The sequence below is a fragment of the Zavarzinia sp. genome (assembly GCF_041650655.1).
Classification (GTDB): domain Bacteria; phylum Pseudomonadota; class Alphaproteobacteria; order Zavarziniales; family Zavarziniaceae; genus Zavarzinia.
The window spans coordinates 1-20,347 of the sequence record NZ_JBAZKR010000070.1; the positions used below are offsets into that span (position 1 = coordinate 1).

A 20,347-nucleotide genomic window follows, 5' to 3' on the forward strand; every position below is an offset into this window, starting at 1 on the left:
GACACCAGGACCCCGGCCGAGGACCGCTCGGGCGACACGCTGGTGCAGCGCCTGACCGAGGCCGGGCACGTGCTGGCGGACCGCGCCCTGGTGCTCGACGACGTCGACCAGATCCAGAACCGCCTGCACCATTGGATCGGCGATCCGGCGGTCGAAGTGGTGATCTCGACCGGCGGCACCGGCATCACCCGGCGCGACGTGACGCCCGAAGCCTTCCGCCCCCTGTTCGAGAAAGAGATCGACGGTTTCGGCGAACTGTTCCGCTGGCTCTCTTATGCCAAGATCGGCACCTCGACGATCCAGTCCCGTGCCGTCGCCGGGATCGCCGGCCGCACCCTGCTCTTCGCCCTGCCCGGCTCGCCCTCGGCCTGCCGCGACGCCTGGGACGACATCCTGAAGACCCAGCTCGACAGCCGTTTCCGGCCCTGCAATTTCGTCGAGCTGATGGACCGCTTCTAGCGGTCTCCTCTCCTTTCCGTCATGCCCGGGCTCGCCGGCTGTCCGGTTGAGGAAATCGGGCTGCTTCAAGGCACCCCAGCACCACTCAAGATCGTCATGCCCGGGCTTGTCCCGGGCATCCACGTCGGGACGAGCCATTGTCGTCGACGCAAGAAGCAGCTTGGCCGCGTAGATGGCCGGGACAAGCCCGGCCATGACGGGCGGTCTGCTTTTCGTCTGGCCCGGGTGATTAATGTTCTCTTTTTGTTCTAATCATGCCATGCTTCGGGCATGACACGCGAAACCCTCCCGCCCCCGAAACGAACGGCTCGGCCGAGGCCGGTCTTCGTGCGGGGCGAGGATGCAGAAGGGACGATCGGGCGGAGCGACGGCGGCACTCGGGTGGATGCCGGGGCCCGGGCCGGGCGCGGCACGCTGTCCAACGCCGGCGGGCGCTTCGAGCGCGAGCAGCGGGTCGAGATGGACGACGGCTGGGGCAGCCTGGACGAGGCGGCGCCCCGCCTGCAGACCAGCGTGCAGGCCGACAAGGCAAAGAGCGTGATCACGCGGAACGACAGTCCCGACATCGGCTTCGACCGTTCGATCAACGCCTATCGCGGCTGCGAGCATGGCTGCGTCTATTGTTTCGCCCGGCCCAGCCACGCCTTCCTGGGCCTATCCCCGGGGCTCGATTTCGAGGCCCGCCTGTTCGCCAAGCATGACGCGGCGCGCTTGCTGGAAGCCGAGTTGGGCGCCCGCTCCTATGCCTGCCGGCCGATCGCCATGGGCACCAATACCGACCCCTATCAGCCGATCGAGAAGCGGCACCGCATCACCCGCGCGATCCTCGAAGTGCTGGAGCGCTGGAACCATCCCTTCACCATCGTCACCAAATCGGCCCTGGTGACGCGGGACATCGACATCCTGGCCCGCATGGCGGCCAAGAACATGGTCTGGGTCGGGGTCTCGGTCACCACGCTCGACCGCCGCCTGGCCCGGCGCATGGAGCCCCGGGCGGCAACGCCGGAACGCCGCCTCGACGCGATCAAGGCGCTGGCCGCCGCCGGGATCCCGACCGGGATCATGACGGCACCCATGATCCCCGGCCTGAACGACCACGAACTCGAAGCCCTGCTGGAGGCGGGCGCTGCGGCCGGCGCCACCTCGGCCGGCTACGTCCTCCTCCGCCTGCCGCTGGAGATCAAGGACCTGTTCCAGGAATGGCTCGCCGCCGCCCTGCCGGAACGCGCCCCCCGGGTGCTGCGCCTGATCCGCGACATCCGGGGCGGCACCCTGAACAGCGCCGAATTCGGCACCCGCATGCGCGGCGAAGGGCCCTATGCCGAACTGATCGCCCAGCGTTTCCGCCTGGCCAAGCACCGCCTGGGCCTGGATGTACCGCGCCAGGTGCTGGACACCAGCCGCTTCCGCCGCCCGCTCGACCAGGGCGGCCAGATGGCCCTGTTCGGCGACTGACGGGGGTGCTATGAGGCGGCTCCGCTTCGAGCCGCCCCATGCCACGCCCCCGCAAAGCCCCTGCCGCCGCCCCCGACCTGTCCCGCGAGATCGCCCTCGGCGGCTTGGTCTGCGGCGTCGACGAGGCCGGGCGCGGGCCCTGGGCCGGTCCGGTGGTGGCCGGGGCGGTGATCTGGCCCGCGGGTGTCGCGGTGCCGGCCGGGATCACGGATTCGAAGAAGCTCTCGGCCCAGGCGCGCGACCGGCTGTTCGAGGCGATCGTCGCCACCGTCCCCTTCGGCATCGGCGAAGCCTCGGTCGAGGAGATCGACCGGCTGAACATCCTGCGCGCCACTTTTCTTGCCATGCGCCGCGCGGTCGAGGCGCTGCCGGTCATGCCCGGCCATGCCCTGGTCGACGGTAACCGGGCGCCGGAGCTGCCCTGCCCGGTCACCACATTGGTGAAGGGCGACAGTCTCTCGCTCTCGATCGCGGCCGCCTCGATCGTCGCCAAGGTGCATCGCGACCGGCTCATGCAGGCGGCTGATTTGCGCTTTCCGGGCTACGGTTTCGGCCGTCACATGGGTTACGGCACCCCTGAACATCAGGAAGCGCTACAACGGCTTGGGCCGACAAGCTTCCATCGCACATCATTTAGTCCGATCAAACTATTGATTCAAAACGACTATTGACGTGATTCGGCAGCCGAATCAGGATGCCCCCCAAGATGATTTGGGGACTTCAGATGGCGCAAGATCGCATCCAGGAACTGCCGCTCGATCAGATACTTGTGGGCGATTGCATCGAGTTGATGCGAAGCCTGCCCGACAAGTCGGTCGACCTCGTCTTCGCCGATCCGCCCTATAATCTGATGCTCGACAAGGGCACCCGCGCCGGCCAGCTCCGCCGCCCGGACCAGTCGGTGGTCGACGGCGTCGACGACGAGTGGGACCGCTTCGGCAGCGGGATCAGCACGGCCGAGAGCTTCGCCGACTACGACCGCTTCACCCGCGCCTGGCTGGCCGAAGCGCGCCGCATCCTGAAGGATACCGGGGCGATCTGGGTCATCGGCTCCTATCACAACATTTTCCGCGTGGGCACGGCGCTCCAGGACCTCGGCTTCTGGATGCTGAACGACGTGATCTGGCGGAAGGCCAATCCGATGCCGAATTTCCGCGGCCGGCGCTTCACCAACGCCCATGAGACGCTGATCTGGGCCGCCCGCAACGAGGCCCAGAAGACCTATACCTTCAATTACGACGCCTTGAAGTCGCTGAACGACGACCTCCAGATGCGTTCGGACTGGCACCTGCCGATCTGTGGCGGGGGCGAGCGCCTGAAGGGCGACGACGGTGCCAAGGCGCATCCGACCCAGAAGCCGGAAGCCCTGCTCTACCGCGTGCTGGTCGGCTGCAGCCACCCGGGCGACGTCGTGGTCGATCCCTTCTTCGGCACCGGCACCACCGGCGCCGTGGCCAAGCGGCTCGGCCGCCACTTCATCGGGCTCGAGCGGGACGAGACCTATGCCGCCGTGGCGCGCGCCCGGATCGCCGCCGTCGCCTGCATGGAGGAAGCGCCCCTCTCGGTCACCAAGTCGAAGCGGGAAGAGCCGCGCATTCCCTTCGGCCAGGTCGTCGAACGCGGGTTGATCAGCCCAGGCACCAAGCTCTATGACCAGCGCCGGCGCTTCGTCGCCCGCGTGCGCGCCGACGGCAGCCTGGTCGCCAACGATGCCACCGGCTCGATCCATCGGATCGGCGCCCATGTCCAGGGCGCGCCCGCCTGCAACGGCTGGACCTTCTGGCATTTCGAGGACAAGGGTATGTTGGTGCCGATCGATTTCTACCGCAGCCGGCTGCGCGCCGAGCTCGGCACCAGCCACTGACCCTACCCGCGACAGGGGTGCGACATTCGCCTTCGGGACCGGAATGAACGTTCATTCCGGTCCCAGATGAGCTTTAAAAAAGGCGAAATCGAAACGGAATGAACGTTCATTCCGCAGCCCCTGATTAGACCTGCGACAAAGTGACGATTGGCGCCGGCAAGGCTCGCCTTCGACACTCCACCCCGGAGAGTTGAACCGGGGAAATCCATGCATATCGAGCCGGCCGCGCCCGATCCGGCGCTCGCAGGTCTGCTGCCGGGCGCACAATATGCCGATGCCTTCCGCGCCGTGAGCGAGCTGCGCAGCCTCGACGCGCGTTCGGCGGCGGAGCGGATCCTGGGGCGGACGCCGGCCTGGATGCGGGCGTTGATGGGCTTGCGGAACGGCCTGGTGAAGCCTTTCGGCCTGAAGACGGGCGATGCGCCGGAACTGCCGCACATCGGCTTCTTTCCGGTGCTGGACACCAGCAAGACCCGCGTGGTGGTCGGTTTCGACGACCGCCACCTGGATTTCCGCGTCGTGGTCGAGGTCCTGCCGGCGCCGGGCCAGCGCCGCCGCATCACGATGACGACGCTGGTCCATACCCACAACCTGCTGGGGCGGATCTATCTCCGCCTGATCCTGCCCTTCCACCGCCTGATCGTCCGGGTGATGATGTCCCGGGCGGAGCGGCAATAGGGCTCAGAGCCCGAGCATGATCTTCAGGTTCTGCACCGCGGCGCCCGAGGCGCCCTTGCCGAGATTGTCCAGCCGGGCGACCAGCAGGGCCTGACCGCGCGCCTCGTTGCCGAAGACGCGAAGCTCCAGCCGGTCGGTATCGTTCAGGGCTTCGGGCTCGATCTTGCCGCCGAGGTCCGCGGTCGGCTGCACGCTGACCAGCTCGCTGCCGGCGAAACGGGCGGCCAGGATCGCTTCGAGTTCGGCCGGCTTGGGCGCGCCGTTCAAGAGGTCGAGGTGGAGCGCCACCGTGACCAGCATGCCCTGGCGGAAATCACCGACCGAGGGCACGAAGATCGGCCGCCGGGCGAGACCGGCATATTGCTTGATCTCGGGCACATGCTTGTGTTCGAGGCCGAGGCCGTAGAGCTCGAACTTGGGCGCCTTGTGGGCCTCATAGGCCTCGATCATCGCCTTGCCGCCGCCCGAATAGCCGGAGACGGCATGAACCGCGACCGGATAATCCGCCGGCAGCACGCCCGCCTCGACCAACGGCTTCAAGAGTGCGATGGCGCCCGTCGGATAGCAGCCCGGATTGGCGACATGGGTGGCGGCGGAGATCGCATCGCGCTGGCCCGGCGCCATTTCGGCGAAACCATAGACCCAGCCGGGCGCCACCCGATGCGCGGTCGACGCGTCGAGAATGCGCGGGGCGTCGGTGCCGAGTTCGGCCGCCAGAGCAACGGACTCCCGCGCCGCATCGTCGTGCAGGCAGAGCACCACGGCGTCGACCTCGGCCATCAGGGCCTGTTTCGCCTTCGGGTCCTTGCGCTTGTCGGGATCGATCGAGCGGAGTTCGAGGCCGGCAACGTCGCGCAGGCGTTCGCGGATGCCGAGGCCGGTGGTGCCCGCCTCGCCGTCGATGAAGACCGTCGCCTTGCCGCCCGACTTGCTCACGCTCGTTCCTCCTGAATGGGGCAGATCTTATAGCGCTACACGGCGCCGGCGGCACGCAACACTTTCATGAAGACGGTGGGCACGCCCACATGGGCGATATGCGCGCGCTGGTGCCATTCGCCGGCGGCGGCGAAATCGCCGACCTTGGCCACTTCGACCGCCAGCACCAGGTGGAAATGAGTGAAAGTATGTTCGACCGGCTGGTTCAGGCGGCGCCAATCGGCGGCGAAGGGCGGCTTTGCCAGCGCCTCGATTTCCGCCCAGTCGCCGCCCGGCACTTCCATCATGCCGCCGAGCAGGCCCTTGGGTGGGCGGCGGCGCAGGAGGACGGCGCCGTCCCTGGCTCTGATCGCGACGAAGGCGGTGCCGAAGCGGGTCGGCCGTTCCGCCTTTTCGGCCTTCAGGGGATAGCGCTGGGCATCGCCCGCTGCCGCCCCGCCGCACCAGCGGGCGACTGGGCAGCGCCCGCACAGCGGTGCCCGCGGCAGGCAGACGGAGGAGCCGAGATCCATCAGGCTCTGCGCGAAATCGCCCGGCCGGTCGGCCGGCACCAGGTCCTGGGTCAGGCGGCGCAGCGTGGGCTTGGCCTTGGGCAGCGGTTCTTCCAGCCGGTGGCAGCGGGCGAGCACCCGCTCCGCATTGCCGTCGACCGCGGCGACCGGGCGGCCGAAGGCGATCGCGGCGATGGCGCCCGCCGTGTAATCGCCGATGCCGGGCAGCTTCGCCAATCCCTCGGCCGTATCGGGGAAACGGCCGCCCTTGGCCGCCACTTCGCGGGCGCAGGCGTGGAGATTGCGGGCGCGGGCGTAATAGCCGAGGCCGGCCCATTCGGCGAGCACGGCTTCGAGCGGGGCGGCCGCCAGGGCCTGCACGGTCGGGAAGCGGGCCAGGAAGCGGACGAATCGCTCCCCCACCGTCGCCACCGTGGTCTGCTGCAGCATGATCTCGGAGAGCCAGACCCGGTAGGGATCGGCCACCTCCCCCGCCTCGGCCCGCCAGGGCAGGCGGCGGCGGTGGCGGTCGTACCAGGCCAGAAGTGCGGGGGTGAATCCCGGTGCCGGCCGGGGCTCGGGAACCTGGAGGGCCAGGGTGAATTCGGAATCGACGGGCGCCATTCCGTGATTAGAGTGTGCCGACCATGGGACGAGCAACAAAGACCTTCGAGCCGTCACCCGAACGCCGCTTCCGCGCCGAGGCGGCGGCTGCCCGCCTGCCCGCCCTGCTGCGCGCCGCGGTCGGCAAGCGAGGCTTCGCCGCGGCCGAGATCGTCACCCACTGGCCGCTCATCGTGGGCGAGCGGCTGGCCGCCTGCACGGCGCCGGAGCGCCTGCGCTTCGAGCGCGGGGCGAGCGACGGCGGCACGTTGGAAGTCCGGGTCGACGGCCCCCTCGCCCTCGAGATCCAGCATTTGGAGCCGCAGATCCTCGACAAGGTGAACAGTTTCTGCGGCTACCGTGCCGCCGCCCGGCTGAAGATCCTGCGAGGACGGGTCGAGGCCCCGCGGCCGAAGCGGAAGCAGCCCCCGCCGCTCCCCGCCGAGACCGCCGCCGCGATCGACCGCGAGGTTGCCACAATCGAGAACCAGTCTCTCCGCGAAGCCCTGGCCAAGCTCGGCCGGGCGATCGCGGCCGAGCACCCGGAAGACCGTCGCCGCTGACGCCGGATTGAATCATCCGCCTTTACGACCCCCAACATCTTGTGGTGAGATGACCCCATGAACACGAGACGTATGATCCTGGCCAGCATGGCCGGTGCTGCCGCGGCGGCCGTCGCCGGTCCCTTGCGGGTTTCCCCGGCCTGGGCACAGGCGGGGACCGAGGCGGGCGATTTCGCCGAAGGCACCTTCGTGCTGGGGCCGAAGGACGCGCCCATCACGGTCACCGAATTCGCCTCGATGACCTGCCCGCACTGCGCCCATTCCACCACCGAGACTTTCCCCGAGGTGAAGAAGCGCTTCATCGACACGGGCAAGATCCGCTTCATCTTCCGCGACTTCCCGCTGGACGGCGTGGCGCTTCGCGCGTCGATGCTGATCCGCTGCGCCGGGCCGGAGAAGGCGGAAGGCTTGGTCGATCTCGTTTTCCGCAGCCAGGGCAGCTGGGCCCGGGCCTCCGACCCGGTCGCCGCGCTGAAGCAGACCATGCGCCTCGCCGGTCTGGGCGAGACCCAGGCCGACGCCTGCCTGGCCGACGAAGCCCTGAAGATGGCGGTCGCCCAATCGCGCTATTCGGCCGAGAAGGACTACAAGATCAGCTCGACCCCCAGTTTCGTGATCGGCGACAAGGTCCAGTCGGGCGCTTTGACGATCGACGAATTCACCAAGTTCCTGACCGACAACGGCCTGAAGCCGTAATCGGAAACAAGCCGAGGCGGCGGATGCCGCCGCCCGGCGACTGAGGGCTGAGCAACCAAGGGCCACTGATGCCCCGCGGAGCTTCAGCGGAGCGAGCCAAGGCGGCGGATGCCGCCGCCCGGCGACTGAGGGCTGAGCAACCAAGGGCCACTCCGGCCCCGCGGAGCTTCAGCAGAGCGAGCCAAGCGCGCGGATGCGCGCGCCCGGCGATTGAGGGCATCGAGCAATGGTCCAGTTCACGAAACTGCGCCTTTCGGGGTTCAAATCCTTCGTCGACCCGACCGAACTGGTGATCCAGCCGGGCATGACCGGGATCGTGGGGCCGAACGGCTGCGGCAAGTCGAACCTGCTCGAAGCGCTGCGCTGGGTGATGGGCGAGACCTCGGCCAAGCTGATTCGCGGCTCGGAGATGGACGACGTCATCTTCGCCGGGACCTCGAAGCGGCCGGCGCGCAATCTCGCCGAAGTCTCCCTCGTGCTCGACAATACCCAGCGCAAGGCCCCCGTGGCCTTCAACGACCATGAAGAGCTGGAAATCTCGCGCCGGATCGAGCGCGAGGCGGGTTCGGCCTATCGGATCAACGGCAAGGACGTGCGGGCGCGCGACGTCCAGCTCCTGTTCGCCGACGCGTCCGTCGGCTCGCGCTCACCCGCCCTGGTGGGCCAGGGCCGTATCGGCCTGATCATCAACGCCAAGCCGGCCGACCGCCGCCAGATCCTGGAAGAGGCGGCCGGCATCTCCGGCCTGCATTCGCGCCGGCACGAAGCGGAACTGCGCCTGAAGGCGGCCGAGAGCAACCTGACCCGCGTCGACGACGTGATGGGCCAGCTCACCAACCAGTTGAACGCCCTGAAGCGCCAGGCCCGCCAGGCGACCCGCTACCGGAACGTCCAGGCCCAGATCCGCAAGGGCGAGGCGGTCGCCCTGCATCTCCGCTGGATCGAGGCGGAGGCCGCCCTGGCCGAGGCGCGGCGCGACCTCGCCCATGCCCAGGACGCCGTCCGGGTGGCGACCGAACAGGCCGCCCATGCGGTCAATGTCGAGAACCGCTCGGCCGAGCAGATTGCCCCCCTGCGCGCCGAAGAGGCACGCACGGCGCAGATCCTGCACAAGCTGGTGGTCGAGCGCGACGGTCTGGCGCTCGAAGAGCGGCGCGCCCGCGAAGCCCTGTCCCGCCTCACCCAGGCGATCGAGACGATCGACCGCGACGCCGGCCGCGAAGACCTGCTGGCCTCCGACGCCCGATCCGCGGTCGAGCGGCTGGAGGACGAGCGCCTGCACCTCGAAGAGGCGGAAGCCGATTCGGGCGACACCGCCGAAACGGCCGAGGCCCAGGTCGCCGAGGCGGCCGAGCGGTTGCAGGCGCGCGAAGCCGAGCTGGACGCCGCCAACCGCGAACTCGCGGCGATCGAAGCCAAGCGCCAGAGCCTGGAGCGCGAGATCCGCGATGCCGGCGCCCGCCTGGAACGGCTGGCCGCCGCAAGGGCCGAAGTCGACGCGGGCGAGCGCCGCCTGGCCGAGGACCAGACCCGCGCCGCCGACCTGAACGCTTTGGCCGAGCGGCTGGAACTGGCCCAGGCCACGCTCGAAGCCATGCAGGACCAGCTCGCCGAAGCCGAAGCGGCCCGCGCCGGCGCCCTGGTCGACGAGACCGAGGCGCGCGAGGCGCTGCGACTGGCCGAAGCATCGGCAGGACGAATCGCGGCCGAGGAAAAGGCCCTGGCCGGCCTCTTGGCGCAGGACCTGGGCGGCCCCTGGCCGCCGCTGGTCGACGCGCTGACGGTCGAAAAGGGTTACGAGACGGCGCTGGGGGCCGCGATCGGCGACGATCTTTCCGTGCCGCTGGCGGAAGAGGCGCCGGTCCATTGGGCCGCCCTGCCCGCCTATGACGCGCCCCCCGCCTTGCCCGAGGGGGCCGCCCCCCTGTCCGGCCATGTCACGGCACCGGCCGCCCTGGCCCGCCGCCTGGGCCAGATCGGCGTCGTTTCGCGGGGCGCTGGAAGGGCCTTGCAGGCGGCGCTGGCGCCCGGCCAGATCCTGGTCTCGCTCGAAGGCGACCTCTGGCGCTGGGACGGGTTCACCGCCGCCGCCGAGGCGCCCACGGCCGCCGCCGTGCGCCTGGCGCAGCGAAACCGCCTGCTCGAACTCCGCGCCGAGCACGAAATCGCCGAAGCGGCCGCGAGCGAAGCCCGCGCCGCCTATGAAGCCGCCCGCGCCGAGGTGCAGAACGCCCAGGCGCTGGAAGCCGAGAGCCGCCGCCGGCTCCGCGATGCTGGCGACCAGCTCGGCCGCCTCCGCGAGGAAGAGGCCCGCGCCAGCCGCGAACAGGCAGCGCGAGACGCCAAGGCGGAAGCCCTGCGCAGCCAGATGGCGCGTGTCGCCCAGGAACTCGACGAGGCGATGGAGCGCCGCGAGACCCTGCTGGAAGCCCAGGCCGAACTGCCGGAGCGGAGCCATCTGGACGAGCGCCGCAGCCAGCTCCAGCGCGAGGTCGAGGTGTTGCGCGCTGCCCTCGGCCAGGCCCGCGCCGCACGCGACGGGCTGAAGCGCGAGGCCGAGACGCGGCGCCGCCGGCTGGTCGACGTCGGCGCCGAAATCGCCGCCTGGGGCCGCCGTGCCGCCTCGGCCGAGGCGCAGCGCGGCCAGCTCGCCGAACGCCGCGCCGCTGCCATCGAGGAACAGGAAGCCCTGGCCGGCCGGCCGGAAGAACTGCGCGACGCCGCCGAAGCCCTGGCCGAGCGGATCGAAGATGCCGAGCGCCGCCGCCGCAACGCCGCCGACGCATTGGCCGCCGCCGAACAGGCCCTGACGGAAGCGCGGCGTTCCGCCCGTACCGCCGAAGCCGACGCGGGGGCGCTCCGCGAAGCCCGCGTCCGGGCCGAAGCCGGGGTCGAGCAGGCACAAGGGCGGCGCCAGGAACTGGCCGACCGCATCCTGGAAGAATTGGACTGCACGCCGGACAAGATCCTGGCCGTGGCCGAAGTCGAGGACGGCGAAGCCCTGCCCGCGCTCGACGAACTCGACATGCGCCTCGACCGCCTGCGCCGCGAGCGCGAGCAGATCGGCCCCGTCAACCTGCGCGCCGAACAGGAAGCGGACGAGATCGAAGGCCAGATCGCCTCGATCACGGCCGAACGGGAAGACCTGGTCGCCGCCATCGCCAAGCTGCGCGGCTCGATCGGCTCGCTCAACCGCGAGGGGCGCGAACGCCTGCTGGCGGCCTTCGAGCAGGTGAACCAGCAGTTCGGCACGCTCTTCACCCGCCTTTTCGGCGGTGGCCGGGCGCATCTGGCGCTCACCGAATCGGACGATCCGCTGGAAGCGGGGCTCGAAATCTACGCCTCGCCGCCGGGCAAGAAGCTCCAGGTCCTCTCGCTCCTCTCGGGCGGCGAGCAGACCTTGACCGCGCTCTCGCTCATCTTCGCGGTCTTCATGGTCAATCCTTCGCCGATCTGCGTGCTCGACGAAGCCGACGCGCCGCTCGACGACGCCAATGTGGTGCGCTTCTGCGACATGGTGGACGACGTCGCACGAGAGACCGGCACGCGCTTCCTGGTGGTCACCCACCATGGCCTCACCATGCAGCGGATGGACCGGCTTTACGGCGTCACCATGGGCGAAGCGGGGGTGAGCCAGCTCGTCTCCGTCGACCTGTCGAAGGCGCCGGAACTGCTGGCGGCGGAGTGATTTTGCCGCCCCATGGGCGCGATTATGTCGCAGTGCGGCGCGATTCCACCGGCGCGCCTTTGTCACCCTCGACTTTTTGCTGATATTTCAAAGGCTTGATTGCGACCTTTTGGACCTTGACTAGGATGCAACGGGCACTTACCTTGCGCCCGCCTTGGCTGGGGGTCGGGGTGCCGGTTGTTGTGACCGCCAGGACCTGACGTGGGCGTTTCTTTTCGGCGCGCCCCGGGAAATACTGGTAGCTCAATGTCTGACGATCCGCTTCCCTCCCTCGCCGATCTCGACCGGCGCCTGAAGGAGGCGCGTGACAGCGTTCTCGGTCCGCCGGAACCTGAAACGCCCTCCCGGGTGTCCAACGCCTACGGGTCGGCCATGCGTCTCGGCGTCGAATTCGTTTCGGGATTCGTCGTCGGCGGGTTGATCGGTTGGGTGCTGGACCGCTGGTTCGGTACGAGACCTTGGTTGATGATCGTGTTCTTCCTCCTGGGTGCCGCCGCCGGGACGTTGAACCTGATCCGAGCCGCCCGCCGCCTTCAGGCGGAGGCGGAGGCCAAAGAGCAGCAGGATTTGTCTTCGCGCGGTTGAGAGTCGAGGTTCGTCATGGCCGCTGGCGGCGAAGCGCATAATCCCCTCGAACAGTTCGAGATCCACCGCCTGATCGATCTGCAGATCGGCGGGATCGATATCTCCTTCACCAATTCCGCGCTGTGGACCGGGATCGTCGTCCTGGTCGCCACCGGCTTCCTCATGCTCGCGACCTCGCGCGCCGCCCTCGTCCCGGGCCGGCTGCAGTCGGTCGCCGAGATGACGTATGAATTCGTCGCCAATCTCCTGAAGGAGAACACGGGCACCCAGGGGATGAAGTATTTCCCGCTGGTGTTCTCGCTGTTCGTCTTCGTCCTGATGGCGAACATGATCGGCATGGTGCCCTACGCCTTCACGGTGACCAGCCATCTGGCGGTGACCGCGACCATGGCGCTCATCATCATCGTGGCGATCACCCTGCTCGGCCTGATCAAGCACGGCACGGGCTTCTTCCACCTGTTCCTGCCCTCGGGCGTGCCGCTGTGGCTGGCGCCGCTGCTGATTCCGATCGAGGTGATCTCCTACCTCACCCGTCCGGTCAGCCTCTCGGTTCGTCTCTTCGCCAACATGATGGCGGGCCATACCACGCTCAAGGTGTTCGGCGGCTTCGTCGTGGCGCTCGGCGTCGTCGGCGGCATCCTGCCGATGGCCATGATCGTCGCTCTCACGGCACTGGAATTCCTGGTCGCCTTCCTGCAGGCCTATATCTTCACGATCCTGACCTGCATCTACCTCAACGACGCACTTCACCCGCATCACTGATATCCTCTCAAGAGCACGACAGCTCACAACTCAGAAGGAATGGTTCCATGGAAGTCGAAGCTGCCAAGATGATCGGCGCCGGCCTTGCTACCCTCGGCCTCGGCGGCGTGGGCATCGGCCTCGGCAATCTGTTCTCGGGTTTCGTTGCCGGCGCCCTGCGCAATCCGGCCGCTGCCCCGAAGGTGTTCCCGAACCTGCTGCTCGGCGCCGCGCTGACCGAAGCGCTCGGCATCTTCTCGCTGCTGATCGGCCTGCTCGTCCTGTTCGGCTGATCCCAGCGCGGACCGGATCGGAAACGATCATGCGGCACACTCTCACAGGGTTGCTTCTCGCGGCCACGGCGGTCAGTCCGGCCGCGGCCGAGGAAGCCGCGAAGAAGGGGCTGCCCCAGCTCCGCTTCGAGGATTTCCCGCCGCAGATCTTCTGGCTCGTGGTCTTCTTCGTCGTCCTCCTCGTCTTGCTCAGCACCCTCGTGCTGCCCAAGCTCCAGGGGACGCTGGAAGGCCGTAAGGCCAAGCTCGAGGGCGATCTCGCCACCGCCGCCCGTCTGAAGGACGACGCGGCGGCTGCGATCGCGGCCTATGAAAAGGCCCTGGCCGAAGCGCGTGGCCGCGCCAACGCCATCGCCGCCGAAGCCAAGGCCAAGGTCGAGGCGGCCATGGCCGCCCGCAAGGCCGAACTCGAAGCCAAGCTCGCCGAAGAGGCCAAGGCTGCCGAGGCGCGCATCCGCGCGACCAAGGAAGCCGCCCTCGCCGAGGTTCGCGGCATCGCCCTCGAGGCGGCGCGCGCGATTTCGGCCAAGGTGGCCGGCATCGATGTCGACGAAGCCTCTGCCGGGGCCGTGGTCGACAGCGTCATGGCCCGTCGCTGAGGAGCGGATAGATGAGTGAAATCCTGTCCAATCCCGAGACCTGGGTCGCCGTTTCCTTCGTCCTGTTCTTCGGGCTGGTCGTCTATCTCAAGGTGCCGGGCCTGCTGGGCAAGGTGCTGGACGACCGTGCCGCCAAGATCAAGGCCGATCTCGACGCCGCCGCCAAGCTGAAGGCCGAGGCCGAGGCCGCCCTCGCGAAATATCGCGAGGCGACCAAGAACGCCGGCAAGGAAGCGGAAGCGATCGTCGTCGAGGCCAAGGCCGTGGCCGAAGCCCTGGCCGCCAAGGCCGAGGAAGATCTGACCCAGGCCCTCGCCCGCCGCGTGGAACTGGGCAAGGCCAAGATCGCCCAGGCCGAAGCGAACGCCATCGCCGAAGTCCGCAAGGTCGCGGCCGAGGCAGCCGTCGCCGCCGCCCGCGAGTTGATCGCGACAAGGCTCGACCCCATTGCCAAGGAACGCCTCATCGGCGACACCATCACGAGCATGGCGACAAGGCTCAACTGAGCCCCGCCAGATCTGCACGATCCGACCCCGGCAGGCCCCACCTGCCGGGGTTTTTCTTGGCGCTTTTCAGGCCCTGAAATAGCGCCCGCAGGATCCGCAGACGACGTCGACGTAGAAATCCGTGTTGAGGCCCGTGGTCCAGCCGATGTGGCCGCACCAGGGGCACTGGGTGTAGTCGGTGTACCAGGCCTGCCCCTCGGTCGCTTCGACCGGGCGGGGCCGCGCCAGGAGGATGCCGAGGCTGGCGAAATCGACGCTGTCGCCCGAATCGGGGTCGATGCGGATGCCGCGGCGGACCTTCGCCGGTTCCTGAGACGATGCCATTTGCCCTCTCGCCTGACGCTTGCGGTACTTTCGTTCCGAGAAATAAAGCCTCTTCGGCCCGATTTCTATGGCCAGGCTCACAGCCGGCCGGCTTGGCCTGTCGCAGTCTGCCGGTCGGACTGTTACACTCGCCCGCCATCTGGAAGGGGGACCCGATGACCACGGATCGTTCGCTGCTCAGCCATTATCTCGGCATTGCGCCGTCGACGCGCGAGGAGGGCGTGCTGCGGCTCCTGCTCGAAACGGCGATCCGCACCGTCGATGCCGCCGAGGGCTCGGTCCTGGCCTACGACCGGGACGCCAACGATCTCCGCTTCGTCATGGTCGCCAACGGTCCGTCCAGCCTGATCGGCCAGCGCGTGCCGATCGGCGCCGGCCTGACCGGCCTCGCCGCCCTGACCCACGAGGTGCAGATCGGCGCCCCCACCTTCCGCACCGTCGACGACGCCAACAAGGCCACGGGCGTCGAGGGCGAGCCGAGCGCCGTGATCGCCGCCCCCATGGTCTCGGGCGACCAGTTGATCGGCGTACTGACCGGCGTCCGCTTCAAGGTCGGCCACCGCTTCACCACCGACGACGGCCGCGCCTACGGCAATTTCGCCACCATCGCCGCTCTCATGCTGGACCAGCACAACCGTCTGCGCGAAATGTCCGGCGCCGGCGGCGGTGACCTCACCACCGCCGGCTACGGGCCGGAAGAGGCGCGCATCCTGGCCGCCCTGGCGACCGTGGCACGCAGCCGGCCGGACCGCCTGCCCCGCCTCGCCCAGGTCTTCGAGCAGATGGTCGATCTCGCCGTCTGAGGCGCCGGCATGTCATCCAGCGTCATCAGCGAAGCGGCCGCCCTCGGCTTCGAGCAACTGGCCACCACGGACCTCGCCCCGGTCGAGGTCGCGGTGATCGATTCGGGCGTCGACGCCACCCATCCCGACCTCGCCGGCCGGGTGGTGAGCCAATGGACGGTCGAAGGCGAGAGCGGCCAACTGGCCGTGCAGCCGCTCGACACCGGCATCAACAACGACACGTTCGGCCACGGCACCGCGGTCGCCGGCATCATCGCCCGGATCGCGCCCAATGCCCGGATCCACGACATCCGCGTGCTGGACGCCCGAAACAAGGGCGATCCCACCGCCTCCCTGGTGGCCTTCCGCCATGTGTTGGCCAAGCGCCAGCGCCTGGTCAACATGAGCCTGGCAATCCCCGCCTCGCAGCGCGAACCGCTCTACAAACTGTGCGAGAGCGCCTATCAGCGGAACCAGGTGGTGGTCGCGGCCAAGCGCAACGTGCCGGTGACCGACGAGGGCCTGCCGGCCGAATTCTCCAGCGTGATCTCGATCGACAATTTCCAGGTCCCCGAGCTGTCGATCCGCTTCATCGAGACGGGGCTGATCGAATTCGCCACCCTCGGCAACGAGCTGACCGTGCCCGCCCCCGGGGGCGGCTACACCGTGAAGACCGGCACCAGCTTCGCGACGCCGACGGTCACCGCCATGTGCTGCCTCTTCCTCGGCCGCTGGCCCGATCTCCGCCAGTTCGAGCTGAAGACCATCTTGAAGGCCCGCGCCGATGCCGCCCTCTGATCCGCCGCCCGACATGCCCAAGGCGGGCGCCCCCAAGGAGGGTGCTCAGTCGATCCCCCTGCCCCTGGCCGGCGCGCCCAAGGGAGCGATGCCCCCAGGCGCCATGCCGCCCCCGGGGGCACCGAAAGGCGGACCGATGGGGGCTCCGCCCCCGGGTGCCGCGATGGGGGCTCCGCCCCCGGGTGGCATGGTGGGGGCTCCGCCCCCCGGTGGCATGATGGGGGCTCCGCCCCCGGGCGGCATGAAGGGGCCGATGACCATGGCGGGCGGCATGAAGGGACCGGGCGGCCCCGGCTTCCCGGGCCTGCCCTTCCCGCCCGAGCCGATGAGGTTCGGCAAGCTGCTGCGCTGGGCCATCTTGCTGGCGAAGACGGCGCCCCTGCCCTTCCTGCTCTCGGTAGGCCTTTCGGCCGTGGTGAACGGCTTGACGCCCTATACCCAGCAGGTCCTGGTCTCGCTGACCAATGCGCTCCAGGGCAAGGGCGATGCCGATCCCAAATGGATGGCCGTGCTCTATGCCGTGCTGGCGGTCCTGGTGATCCTTCTCTCCATGGGCAACAAGCTGGTCACCACCTGGTCGAACGAGCGGATGTTGGCGGCGCTGCGCCACCTGCTGCACGACCGGATGCTGGTGCTCGGCCCGATCTTCCACGCCAAGGTGACCGGGCCGCAACTGGTTCAGATCGTCAATAATTTCTCGGCCGGCGCCCAGTTCACGCTGCGCGAGATCCTGGCCTATCCCCTCACCCGCGGCGTCGGTCTCGTCACCGCCGGGCTCTTCCTGGCCGACAATCTGGCCGCCTTCACCACGATCCCGCCGGCCGCCCGCTATATCCTGCTGGCGCTGGTGATCATCATCCCGCTGATCGGCTGGAAACTCTCGGGCGTGGTCGGCCGCGCCTTCGAGCAGGTCCGGGCCGAGGAAGCGGCCTTCGCCGACGAGTTGGGCAATTCGACCGCCCAGCCGGTCGAGGTCCAGCTCATGCGGGCGGAGGCGCAACGCTCGCGCGCGATCCAGGAACGGTTGATGGCGGTGATGCGGGCCAAGCTGCGCGCCACGCTCCGGCGCGAGGCGGCGCAGCAGTTCCAGGGCTCGATGTCGACGATCCTGACCACGGTCCTGCTGATCTATGCCGCCTTCTCCTTCGACAAGGACACGCCGGTGGGTGCCCTCCTGGGCCTCTTGCTGATGGTGCCCCTGGTGGTCGGGCCGATCCAGGAACTGGTCACCTTCTTCACCGGGCTTTCGGTCAACTGGCCGATGATCCGGCCGGTCGGCGAGATCATCGACGCCAAGCCGGAAATCGAGGATGCCAAGACCGCCAAGGACCTCGCGATCGCCGAGGCCAGCGCCGAACTCGCCGACGTCACCTTCGGCTATCCGCCCGCGCGAACGCCGATCATCCTGAACGGCGTCTCCCACCGCTTCCGGGCGGAAGCGATCACGGCGATCGTCGGCGGCTCGGGCTCCGGCAAGTCGTCGATCATGCGCCTCCTGGTGCGGCTCTATGATCCGCAGGGCGGCAAGGTGCTGCTGGGCGGCCGTCCGCTGGCCGACTACACGCTCGAATCGCTGCGCCGGCAGGTCGTCACCCTGTCCCAGTTCCCGCTCATGCTCTCGGGCACGCTGCGCAAGAATTTCGAACTGGTGAAGGCCGACATCACCGACGACGAGATCGTCGCCGGCCTGATCCGCGTCGGCGTCTGGGACGCCCTGGTGAAGATCCGGCCGGAGGGGCCGCTGGACATTCCGGTGACCCAGGCGGCGGGCACCGGCACGCTCTCTGGCGGGCAGCGGCGCCTGGTGGCACTGGCCCGCGCCCTGGTGCTGCGCCCCCGCGTGCTGCTGCTCGACGAACCGTCGACCGGCGTCGATGTCGAATCGACCTCGCGCCTCGTCTCGGTCCTGCGCGAACTGGCGCGGGAGGTGACCATCATCATGGTGGAGCACGACGTCGACTTCGTCACCGCGGTCGCCGACGAGGTGGTCTGCATCGAGAACGGCGGCTTCGTCGCGCAAGGGGCACCCCAGGCCCTGATCGCGGCGGACGACAATCTCTTCGCCCGCTTCGTGAAGGCCCGGCGCCGCGCCACCTCGACCGATCACCTGGATATCGAGCGGGTGCCCCTGCCCGACATCGCCAAGAAGGGCTAGTCGCCGGAAAGGCGGCGCAGGCCGGCCGGATCGGCCAGGGCGATGCGGCCCGGGCCGGTTCCGATCAATCCCCGCGCGGCGAGGCCGCGCACCACCCGCGCCACCACCTCGCGCGAGGTGCCCAGGTGGCGGGCGAGCTGTTCCTGGGTGATCGCCACCGAAGCGGCCCCCTTGGCCCGGCGCAGGAGGACGGCTGCGATACGCGCCTCGAGGCCCTGGGACGCGGTCTCCTCGATCAGGGCCATCAGTTCGAACAGGCGGCCGGAGAGGACGTCGAAGGTGAAGCCCTGCACCGAAGGCTCCAGCGCGAAAAGCCGGCGATAGGTATCGCCCGGGATCACCGAAACCTCGGTCTCACCCTCGCTCTCGACCCAGGCGGGATAGGCCAGGCGGGCGAACAGACAGTTCATGGCCAGAATGCAGGACTGCCCGGGCTCGACCCAATAGAGCGTGCCCTCCCGCCCCTCGGCACTGACGTAATAGACGCGGAGCGCCCCCTTCTCGACCAGGAAGGCGCCGGTCACCATGTCGCCCCTTGCGATCAGCGGCGTGCCGCCGGCACAGGCGAGGCGCTGCGTCTCGCGCGAAAGCAGTTCCCGGCTCGCTTCGGAGAGTTCGGCCAGGGCGGGGAAACGGTCCAGCATCGCGGTCAGGGGACGGCGCCGGCCGCAGGCGCTCTCAGACATCGCCATGATGATGCGACCTCCGTGAGGATCCGTCATCGATAGCAGATCGCGAGGGTCTGCCCATGGAACAAATGTTCCACTGCGACGAAACGACCCGCCCCTACAAAGTATTGCCAAAGTATCGCGTTCGCCGCGGAACATTGGTTACAGAAGGCCGCAGCGCCGCCGACTAGCGTTCCCTCCGTCGCCGAGATCGGGCGACGGAACCGGAAGGAACGAAGAAATGAAACGGCTTATCCTGGCCTTCGCGGCGGCGGGCATGATGGGTGCCGGCGCGGCCCTGGCGGCGGAGCCCACCCCGCTCGCCCTCGACCGCGGCCATACCGCCCTCGTGGTGACCGATCCGCAGAACGAATTCCTGAGCGAGAACGGCAAGCTCTACAAGCTGATGGCCGACAATCTGAAGGCCGTCGGCACGGTCGAGAACCTGGAACGCCTGTTCAAGGCGGCGGGCAAGAGCGGCATGCTGATCGCCGTCGATCCCCTGGCCTTCGCACCGGGCGATGCCCAATGGACCCATGCCGGCGCCTTGCAGCGCCAGCTCCTCGACATGAAGGCGCTGGGCGCCGGCACGCCGGGGGCGGAGATCCACGATCGCTTCAAGCCCTATCTGGCCGACGGCAAGGCCCTGATGGTCGCCGCCCACAAGATGTACGGGCCGGAGAGCAACGACCTGATCTACCAGCTCCGCGCCCGCGGTATCGACACCGTGGTGCTGGCCGGCCTGGTGGCCAATCTCTGCGTCGACTCCCACCTCCGGGCGCTGATGGAGAACGGCTTCAAGGTCTATGTCGTGAAGGACGCGGTGGCCGCCCCGGGCGAGGATGCCTACAAGGCCGCGCTGGTCGCCTATTCGATGATCGCCAACGGCGTGCTGACCACCGAGGAAGCGGTGAAGGCGATGGCGCCCTGATCGGCGCCGGGCCGCGGGATCGGCGCCCCTCCCCCCGACCCGCGGCCGCGCTGCGCTCAGCGATAGTGGCCGGGCACCCAGAAACCCCAATGATCCCAATGGCCCGGCACGTAGTAGACGGGCGCCGGGCCATAGCGATAGGGCCGCTCGTCATAGACGACGCAGCCGGCGAGCGCCGGGGCGAGAATGCCCAGGGCAGCCAAAGTGATCAGCGCCTTACGCAGGGAGAAACGATTCATCGGACCATGCTCCGATCCTGAAGGCCCCCAGCCTTCACGACTGAAACGTCCGAGGGCCTGGCATCCTGCGCCGCCGGTTGATCGGCAGGCCCGCTCCTGCTCTCCTGGCTGCAGCGGCCGCGACGGAGAAGAGCCGCTGGGAGAGAGAGCGTATGAGCGGCGTCGAAGCGATGGCTGCGGCACTTTCGCCTTCATCCGCGCGGCGATCGGCCGCGCCGAGGCGCGCGGCCCATTTGGCGATCCGGAGCGTGGCGCCCGAACGCCCGGACCGGCGTGCCCTGTTCGGCCGGATT

The 20,347-nt window shown here is 68.8% G+C and carries 22 protein-coding genes; 17 read left to right on the forward strand and 5 right to left on the reverse strand.

Annotation, left to right across the window (positions count from 1 at the left end; genetic code table 11):
• The 5 genes from moaB to WC493_RS15560 all read left to right on the forward strand — a co-directional run.
• Positions 1-459 (forward strand): molybdenum cofactor biosynthesis protein B (gene moaB / locus WC493_RS15540; RefSeq protein WP_373066444.1); only part of this gene is annotated, 459 nt, incomplete at its 5' end.
• A gap of 327 nt (positions 460-786) precedes the next feature.
• Positions 787-1,914 (forward strand): PA0069 family radical SAM protein, encoded by a 1,128-nt coding sequence (locus tag WC493_RS15545; RefSeq protein WP_373066445.1) that lies wholly within the window; start codon positions 787-789, stop codon positions 1,912-1,914.
• A gap of 38 nt (positions 1,915-1,952) precedes the next feature.
• Positions 1,953-2,585 (forward strand): ribonuclease HII, encoded by a 633-nt coding sequence (locus WC493_RS15550; protein ID WP_373066446.1) that lies wholly within the window; start codon positions 1,953-1,955, stop codon positions 2,583-2,585.
• Between the two features lie 53 nt (positions 2,586-2,638).
• Positions 2,639-3,778 (forward strand): site-specific DNA-methyltransferase, encoded by a 1,140-nt coding sequence (locus tag WC493_RS15555; RefSeq protein ID WP_373066447.1) that lies wholly within the window; start codon positions 2,639-2,641, stop codon positions 3,776-3,778.
• A gap of 207 nt (positions 3,779-3,985) precedes the next feature.
• The gene (locus WC493_RS15560; protein ID WP_373066448.1) at positions 3,986-4,456 is read left to right on the forward strand and encodes a DUF2867 domain-containing protein; all 471 of its coding nucleotides are present in this window, start codon (positions 3,986-3,988) and stop codon (positions 4,454-4,456) included.
• Between the two features lie 3 nt (positions 4,457-4,459).
• Here the strand turns inward: WC493_RS15560 and argC are convergent, their stop codons facing one another.
• Positions 4,460-5,392 (reverse strand): N-acetyl-gamma-glutamyl-phosphate reductase, encoded by a 933-nt coding sequence (gene argC, locus WC493_RS15565; protein ID WP_373066449.1) that lies wholly within the window; start codon positions 5,390-5,392, stop codon positions 4,460-4,462.
• Between the two features lie 35 nt (positions 5,393-5,427).
• Positions 5,428-6,507, reverse strand: coding sequence for an A/G-specific adenine glycosylase (mutY, locus tag WC493_RS15570; protein WP_373066450.1), 1,080 nt, complete (start codon positions 6,505-6,507; stop codon positions 5,428-5,430).
• 23 nt (positions 6,508-6,530) lie between these two features.
• Here mutY and WC493_RS15575 point away from each other — a divergent pair, with 23 nt between their 5' ends.
• The 8 genes from WC493_RS15575 (at position 6,531) to WC493_RS15610 (ending at position 14,157) form a co-directional block, all read left to right on the forward strand.
• Positions 6,531-7,049: a DUF721 domain-containing protein gene (locus tag WC493_RS15575; protein ID WP_373066451.1), complete on the forward strand. Its 519-nt coding sequence runs from the start codon at positions 6,531-6,533 to the stop codon at positions 7,047-7,049.
• A 57-nt stretch (positions 7,050-7,106) separates the two neighbouring features.
• The gene (locus WC493_RS15580) at positions 7,107-7,745 is read left to right on the forward strand and encodes a DsbA family protein (protein ID WP_373066452.1); all 639 of its coding nucleotides are present in this window, start codon (positions 7,107-7,109) and stop codon (positions 7,743-7,745) included.
• Positions 7,746-7,971: 226 nt separating this feature from the next.
• Positions 7,972-11,433, forward strand: a complete 3,462-nt coding sequence (smc, locus tag WC493_RS15585; protein ID WP_373066453.1) for a chromosome segregation protein SMC — start codon at positions 7,972-7,974, stop codon at positions 11,431-11,433.
• Between the two features lie 246 nt (positions 11,434-11,679).
• Positions 11,680-12,018: an AtpZ/AtpI family protein gene (locus WC493_RS15590; protein ID WP_373066454.1), complete on the forward strand. Its 339-nt coding sequence runs from the start codon at positions 11,680-11,682 to the stop codon at positions 12,016-12,018.
• A gap of 15 nt (positions 12,019-12,033) precedes the next feature.
• Positions 12,034-12,780, forward strand: coding sequence for a F0F1 ATP synthase subunit A (locus WC493_RS15595; RefSeq protein WP_373066455.1), 747 nt, complete (start codon positions 12,034-12,036; stop codon positions 12,778-12,780).
• A gap of 47 nt (positions 12,781-12,827) precedes the next feature.
• Positions 12,828-13,052, forward strand: coding sequence for a F0F1 ATP synthase subunit C (locus tag WC493_RS15600; protein ID WP_373066456.1), 225 nt, complete (start codon positions 12,828-12,830; stop codon positions 13,050-13,052).
• 29 nt (positions 13,053-13,081) lie between these two features.
• Entirely contained in the window at positions 13,082-13,651 is a 570-nt protein-coding gene (locus WC493_RS15605; RefSeq protein ID WP_373066457.1) for a hypothetical protein, read from the forward strand.
• Between the two features lie 11 nt (positions 13,652-13,662).
• A complete protein-coding gene (locus WC493_RS15610) occupies positions 13,663-14,157 on the forward strand; it encodes an ATP F0F1 synthase subunit B (RefSeq protein WP_373066458.1) in 495 nt (164 codons plus the stop codon).
• A 66-nt stretch (positions 14,158-14,223) separates the two neighbouring features.
• Here the strand turns inward: WC493_RS15610 and WC493_RS15615 are convergent, their stop codons facing one another.
• Positions 14,224-14,481, reverse strand: a complete 258-nt coding sequence (locus WC493_RS15615; RefSeq protein ID WP_373066459.1) for a hypothetical protein — start codon at positions 14,479-14,481, stop codon at positions 14,224-14,226.
• 155 nt (positions 14,482-14,636) lie between these two features.
• On the opposite strand from WC493_RS15615, the gene WC493_RS15620 reads away from it, so the two are divergent.
• The 3 genes from WC493_RS15620 (at position 14,637) to WC493_RS15630 (ending at position 18,216) form a co-directional block, all read left to right on the forward strand.
• On the forward strand, positions 14,637-15,284 hold the full coding sequence (locus WC493_RS15620) for a GAF domain-containing protein (RefSeq protein ID WP_373066460.1): 648 nt from the start codon (positions 14,637-14,639) through the stop codon (positions 15,282-15,284).
• A 9-nt stretch (positions 15,285-15,293) separates the two neighbouring features.
• A complete protein-coding gene (locus WC493_RS15625; protein WP_373066461.1) occupies positions 15,294-16,061 on the forward strand; it encodes a S8 family serine peptidase in 768 nt (255 codons plus the stop codon).
• Positions 16,062-16,314: 253 nt separating this feature from the next.
• Positions 16,315-18,216: an ATP-binding cassette domain-containing protein gene (locus tag WC493_RS15630; protein WP_373066462.1), complete on the forward strand. Its 1,902-nt coding sequence runs from the start codon at positions 16,315-16,317 to the stop codon at positions 18,214-18,216.
• Here WC493_RS15630 and WC493_RS15635 read toward each other — a convergent pair.
• A complete protein-coding gene (locus tag WC493_RS15635) occupies positions 18,213-18,908 on the reverse strand; it encodes a Crp/Fnr family transcriptional regulator (RefSeq protein WP_373066463.1) in 696 nt (231 codons plus the stop codon). The two genes, WC493_RS15630 and WC493_RS15635, sit on opposite strands and share 4 nt — an antisense overlap.
• Before the next feature lie 217 nt (positions 18,909-19,125).
• Between WC493_RS15635 and WC493_RS15640 the strand changes: the two genes are divergently transcribed.
• Positions 19,126-19,815 carry a cysteine hydrolase gene (locus tag WC493_RS15640; protein ID WP_373066464.1) on the forward strand — a complete coding sequence of 230 codons (690 nt, stop codon included), beginning with the start codon at positions 19,126-19,128 and terminating at the stop codon, positions 19,813-19,815.
• 56 nt (positions 19,816-19,871) lie between these two features.
• On the opposite strand, the gene WC493_RS15645 is transcribed toward WC493_RS15640, so the two are convergent.
• A complete protein-coding gene (locus tag WC493_RS15645) occupies positions 19,872-20,054 on the reverse strand; it encodes a hypothetical protein (protein ID WP_373066465.1) in 183 nt (60 codons plus the stop codon).
• Positions 20,055-20,347 lie beyond the last annotated feature (293 nt).

Excerpts from the sequence above, each read along its gene's own strand:
- WC493_RS15630 (WP_373066462.1), top strand. The coding sequence starts at position 16,315 with ATGACCATGGCGGGCGGCATGAAGGGACCGGGCGGCCCCGGCTTCCCG.
- WC493_RS15555 (WP_373066447.1), top strand. The coding sequence starts at position 2,639 with ATGGCGCAAGATCGCATCCAGGAACTGCCGCTCGATCAGATACTTGTG.
- WC493_RS15590 (WP_373066454.1), top strand. The coding sequence starts at position 11,680 with ATGTCTGACGATCCGCTTCCCTCCCTCGCCGATCTCGACCGGCGCCTG.
- smc (WP_373066453.1), top strand. The coding sequence starts at position 7,972 with ATGGTCCAGTTCACGAAACTGCGCCTTTCGGGGTTCAAATCCTTCGTC.
- WC493_RS15610 (WP_373066458.1), top strand. The coding sequence starts at position 13,663 with ATGAGTGAAATCCTGTCCAATCCCGAGACCTGGGTCGCCGTTTCCTTC.
- mutY (WP_373066450.1), bottom strand. The coding sequence starts at position 6,507 with ATGGCGCCCGTCGATTCCGAATTCACCCTGGCCCTCCAGGTTCCCGAG.
- WC493_RS15560 (WP_373066448.1), top strand. The coding sequence starts at position 3,986 with ATGCATATCGAGCCGGCCGCGCCCGATCCGGCGCTCGCAGGTCTGCTG.
- WC493_RS15640 (WP_373066464.1), top strand. The coding sequence starts at position 19,126 with ATGAAACGGCTTATCCTGGCCTTCGCGGCGGCGGGCATGATGGGTGCC.
- WC493_RS15635 (WP_373066463.1), bottom strand. The coding sequence starts at position 18,908 with ATGGCGATGTCTGAGAGCGCCTGCGGCCGGCGCCGTCCCCTGACCGCG.
- WC493_RS15600 (WP_373066456.1), top strand. The coding sequence starts at position 12,828 with ATGGAAGTCGAAGCTGCCAAGATGATCGGCGCCGGCCTTGCTACCCTC.
- WC493_RS15575 (WP_373066451.1), top strand. The coding sequence starts at position 6,531 with ATGGGACGAGCAACAAAGACCTTCGAGCCGTCACCCGAACGCCGCTTC.
- WC493_RS15625 (WP_373066461.1), top strand. The coding sequence starts at position 15,294 with ATGTCATCCAGCGTCATCAGCGAAGCGGCCGCCCTCGGCTTCGAGCAA.
- WC493_RS15620 (WP_373066460.1), top strand. The coding sequence starts at position 14,637 with ATGACCACGGATCGTTCGCTGCTCAGCCATTATCTCGGCATTGCGCCG.
- WC493_RS15605 (WP_373066457.1), top strand. The coding sequence starts at position 13,082 with ATGCGGCACACTCTCACAGGGTTGCTTCTCGCGGCCACGGCGGTCAGT.
- WC493_RS15595 (WP_373066455.1), top strand. The coding sequence starts at position 12,034 with ATGGCCGCTGGCGGCGAAGCGCATAATCCCCTCGAACAGTTCGAGATC.
- WC493_RS15550 (WP_373066446.1), top strand. The coding sequence starts at position 1,953 with ATGCCACGCCCCCGCAAAGCCCCTGCCGCCGCCCCCGACCTGTCCCGC.
- WC493_RS15615 (WP_373066459.1), bottom strand. The coding sequence starts at position 14,481 with ATGGCATCGTCTCAGGAACCGGCGAAGGTCCGCCGCGGCATCCGCATC.
- WC493_RS15645 (WP_373066465.1), bottom strand. The coding sequence starts at position 20,054 with ATGAATCGTTTCTCCCTGCGTAAGGCGCTGATCACTTTGGCTGCCCTG.
- WC493_RS15580 (WP_373066452.1), top strand. The coding sequence starts at position 7,107 with ATGAACACGAGACGTATGATCCTGGCCAGCATGGCCGGTGCTGCCGCG.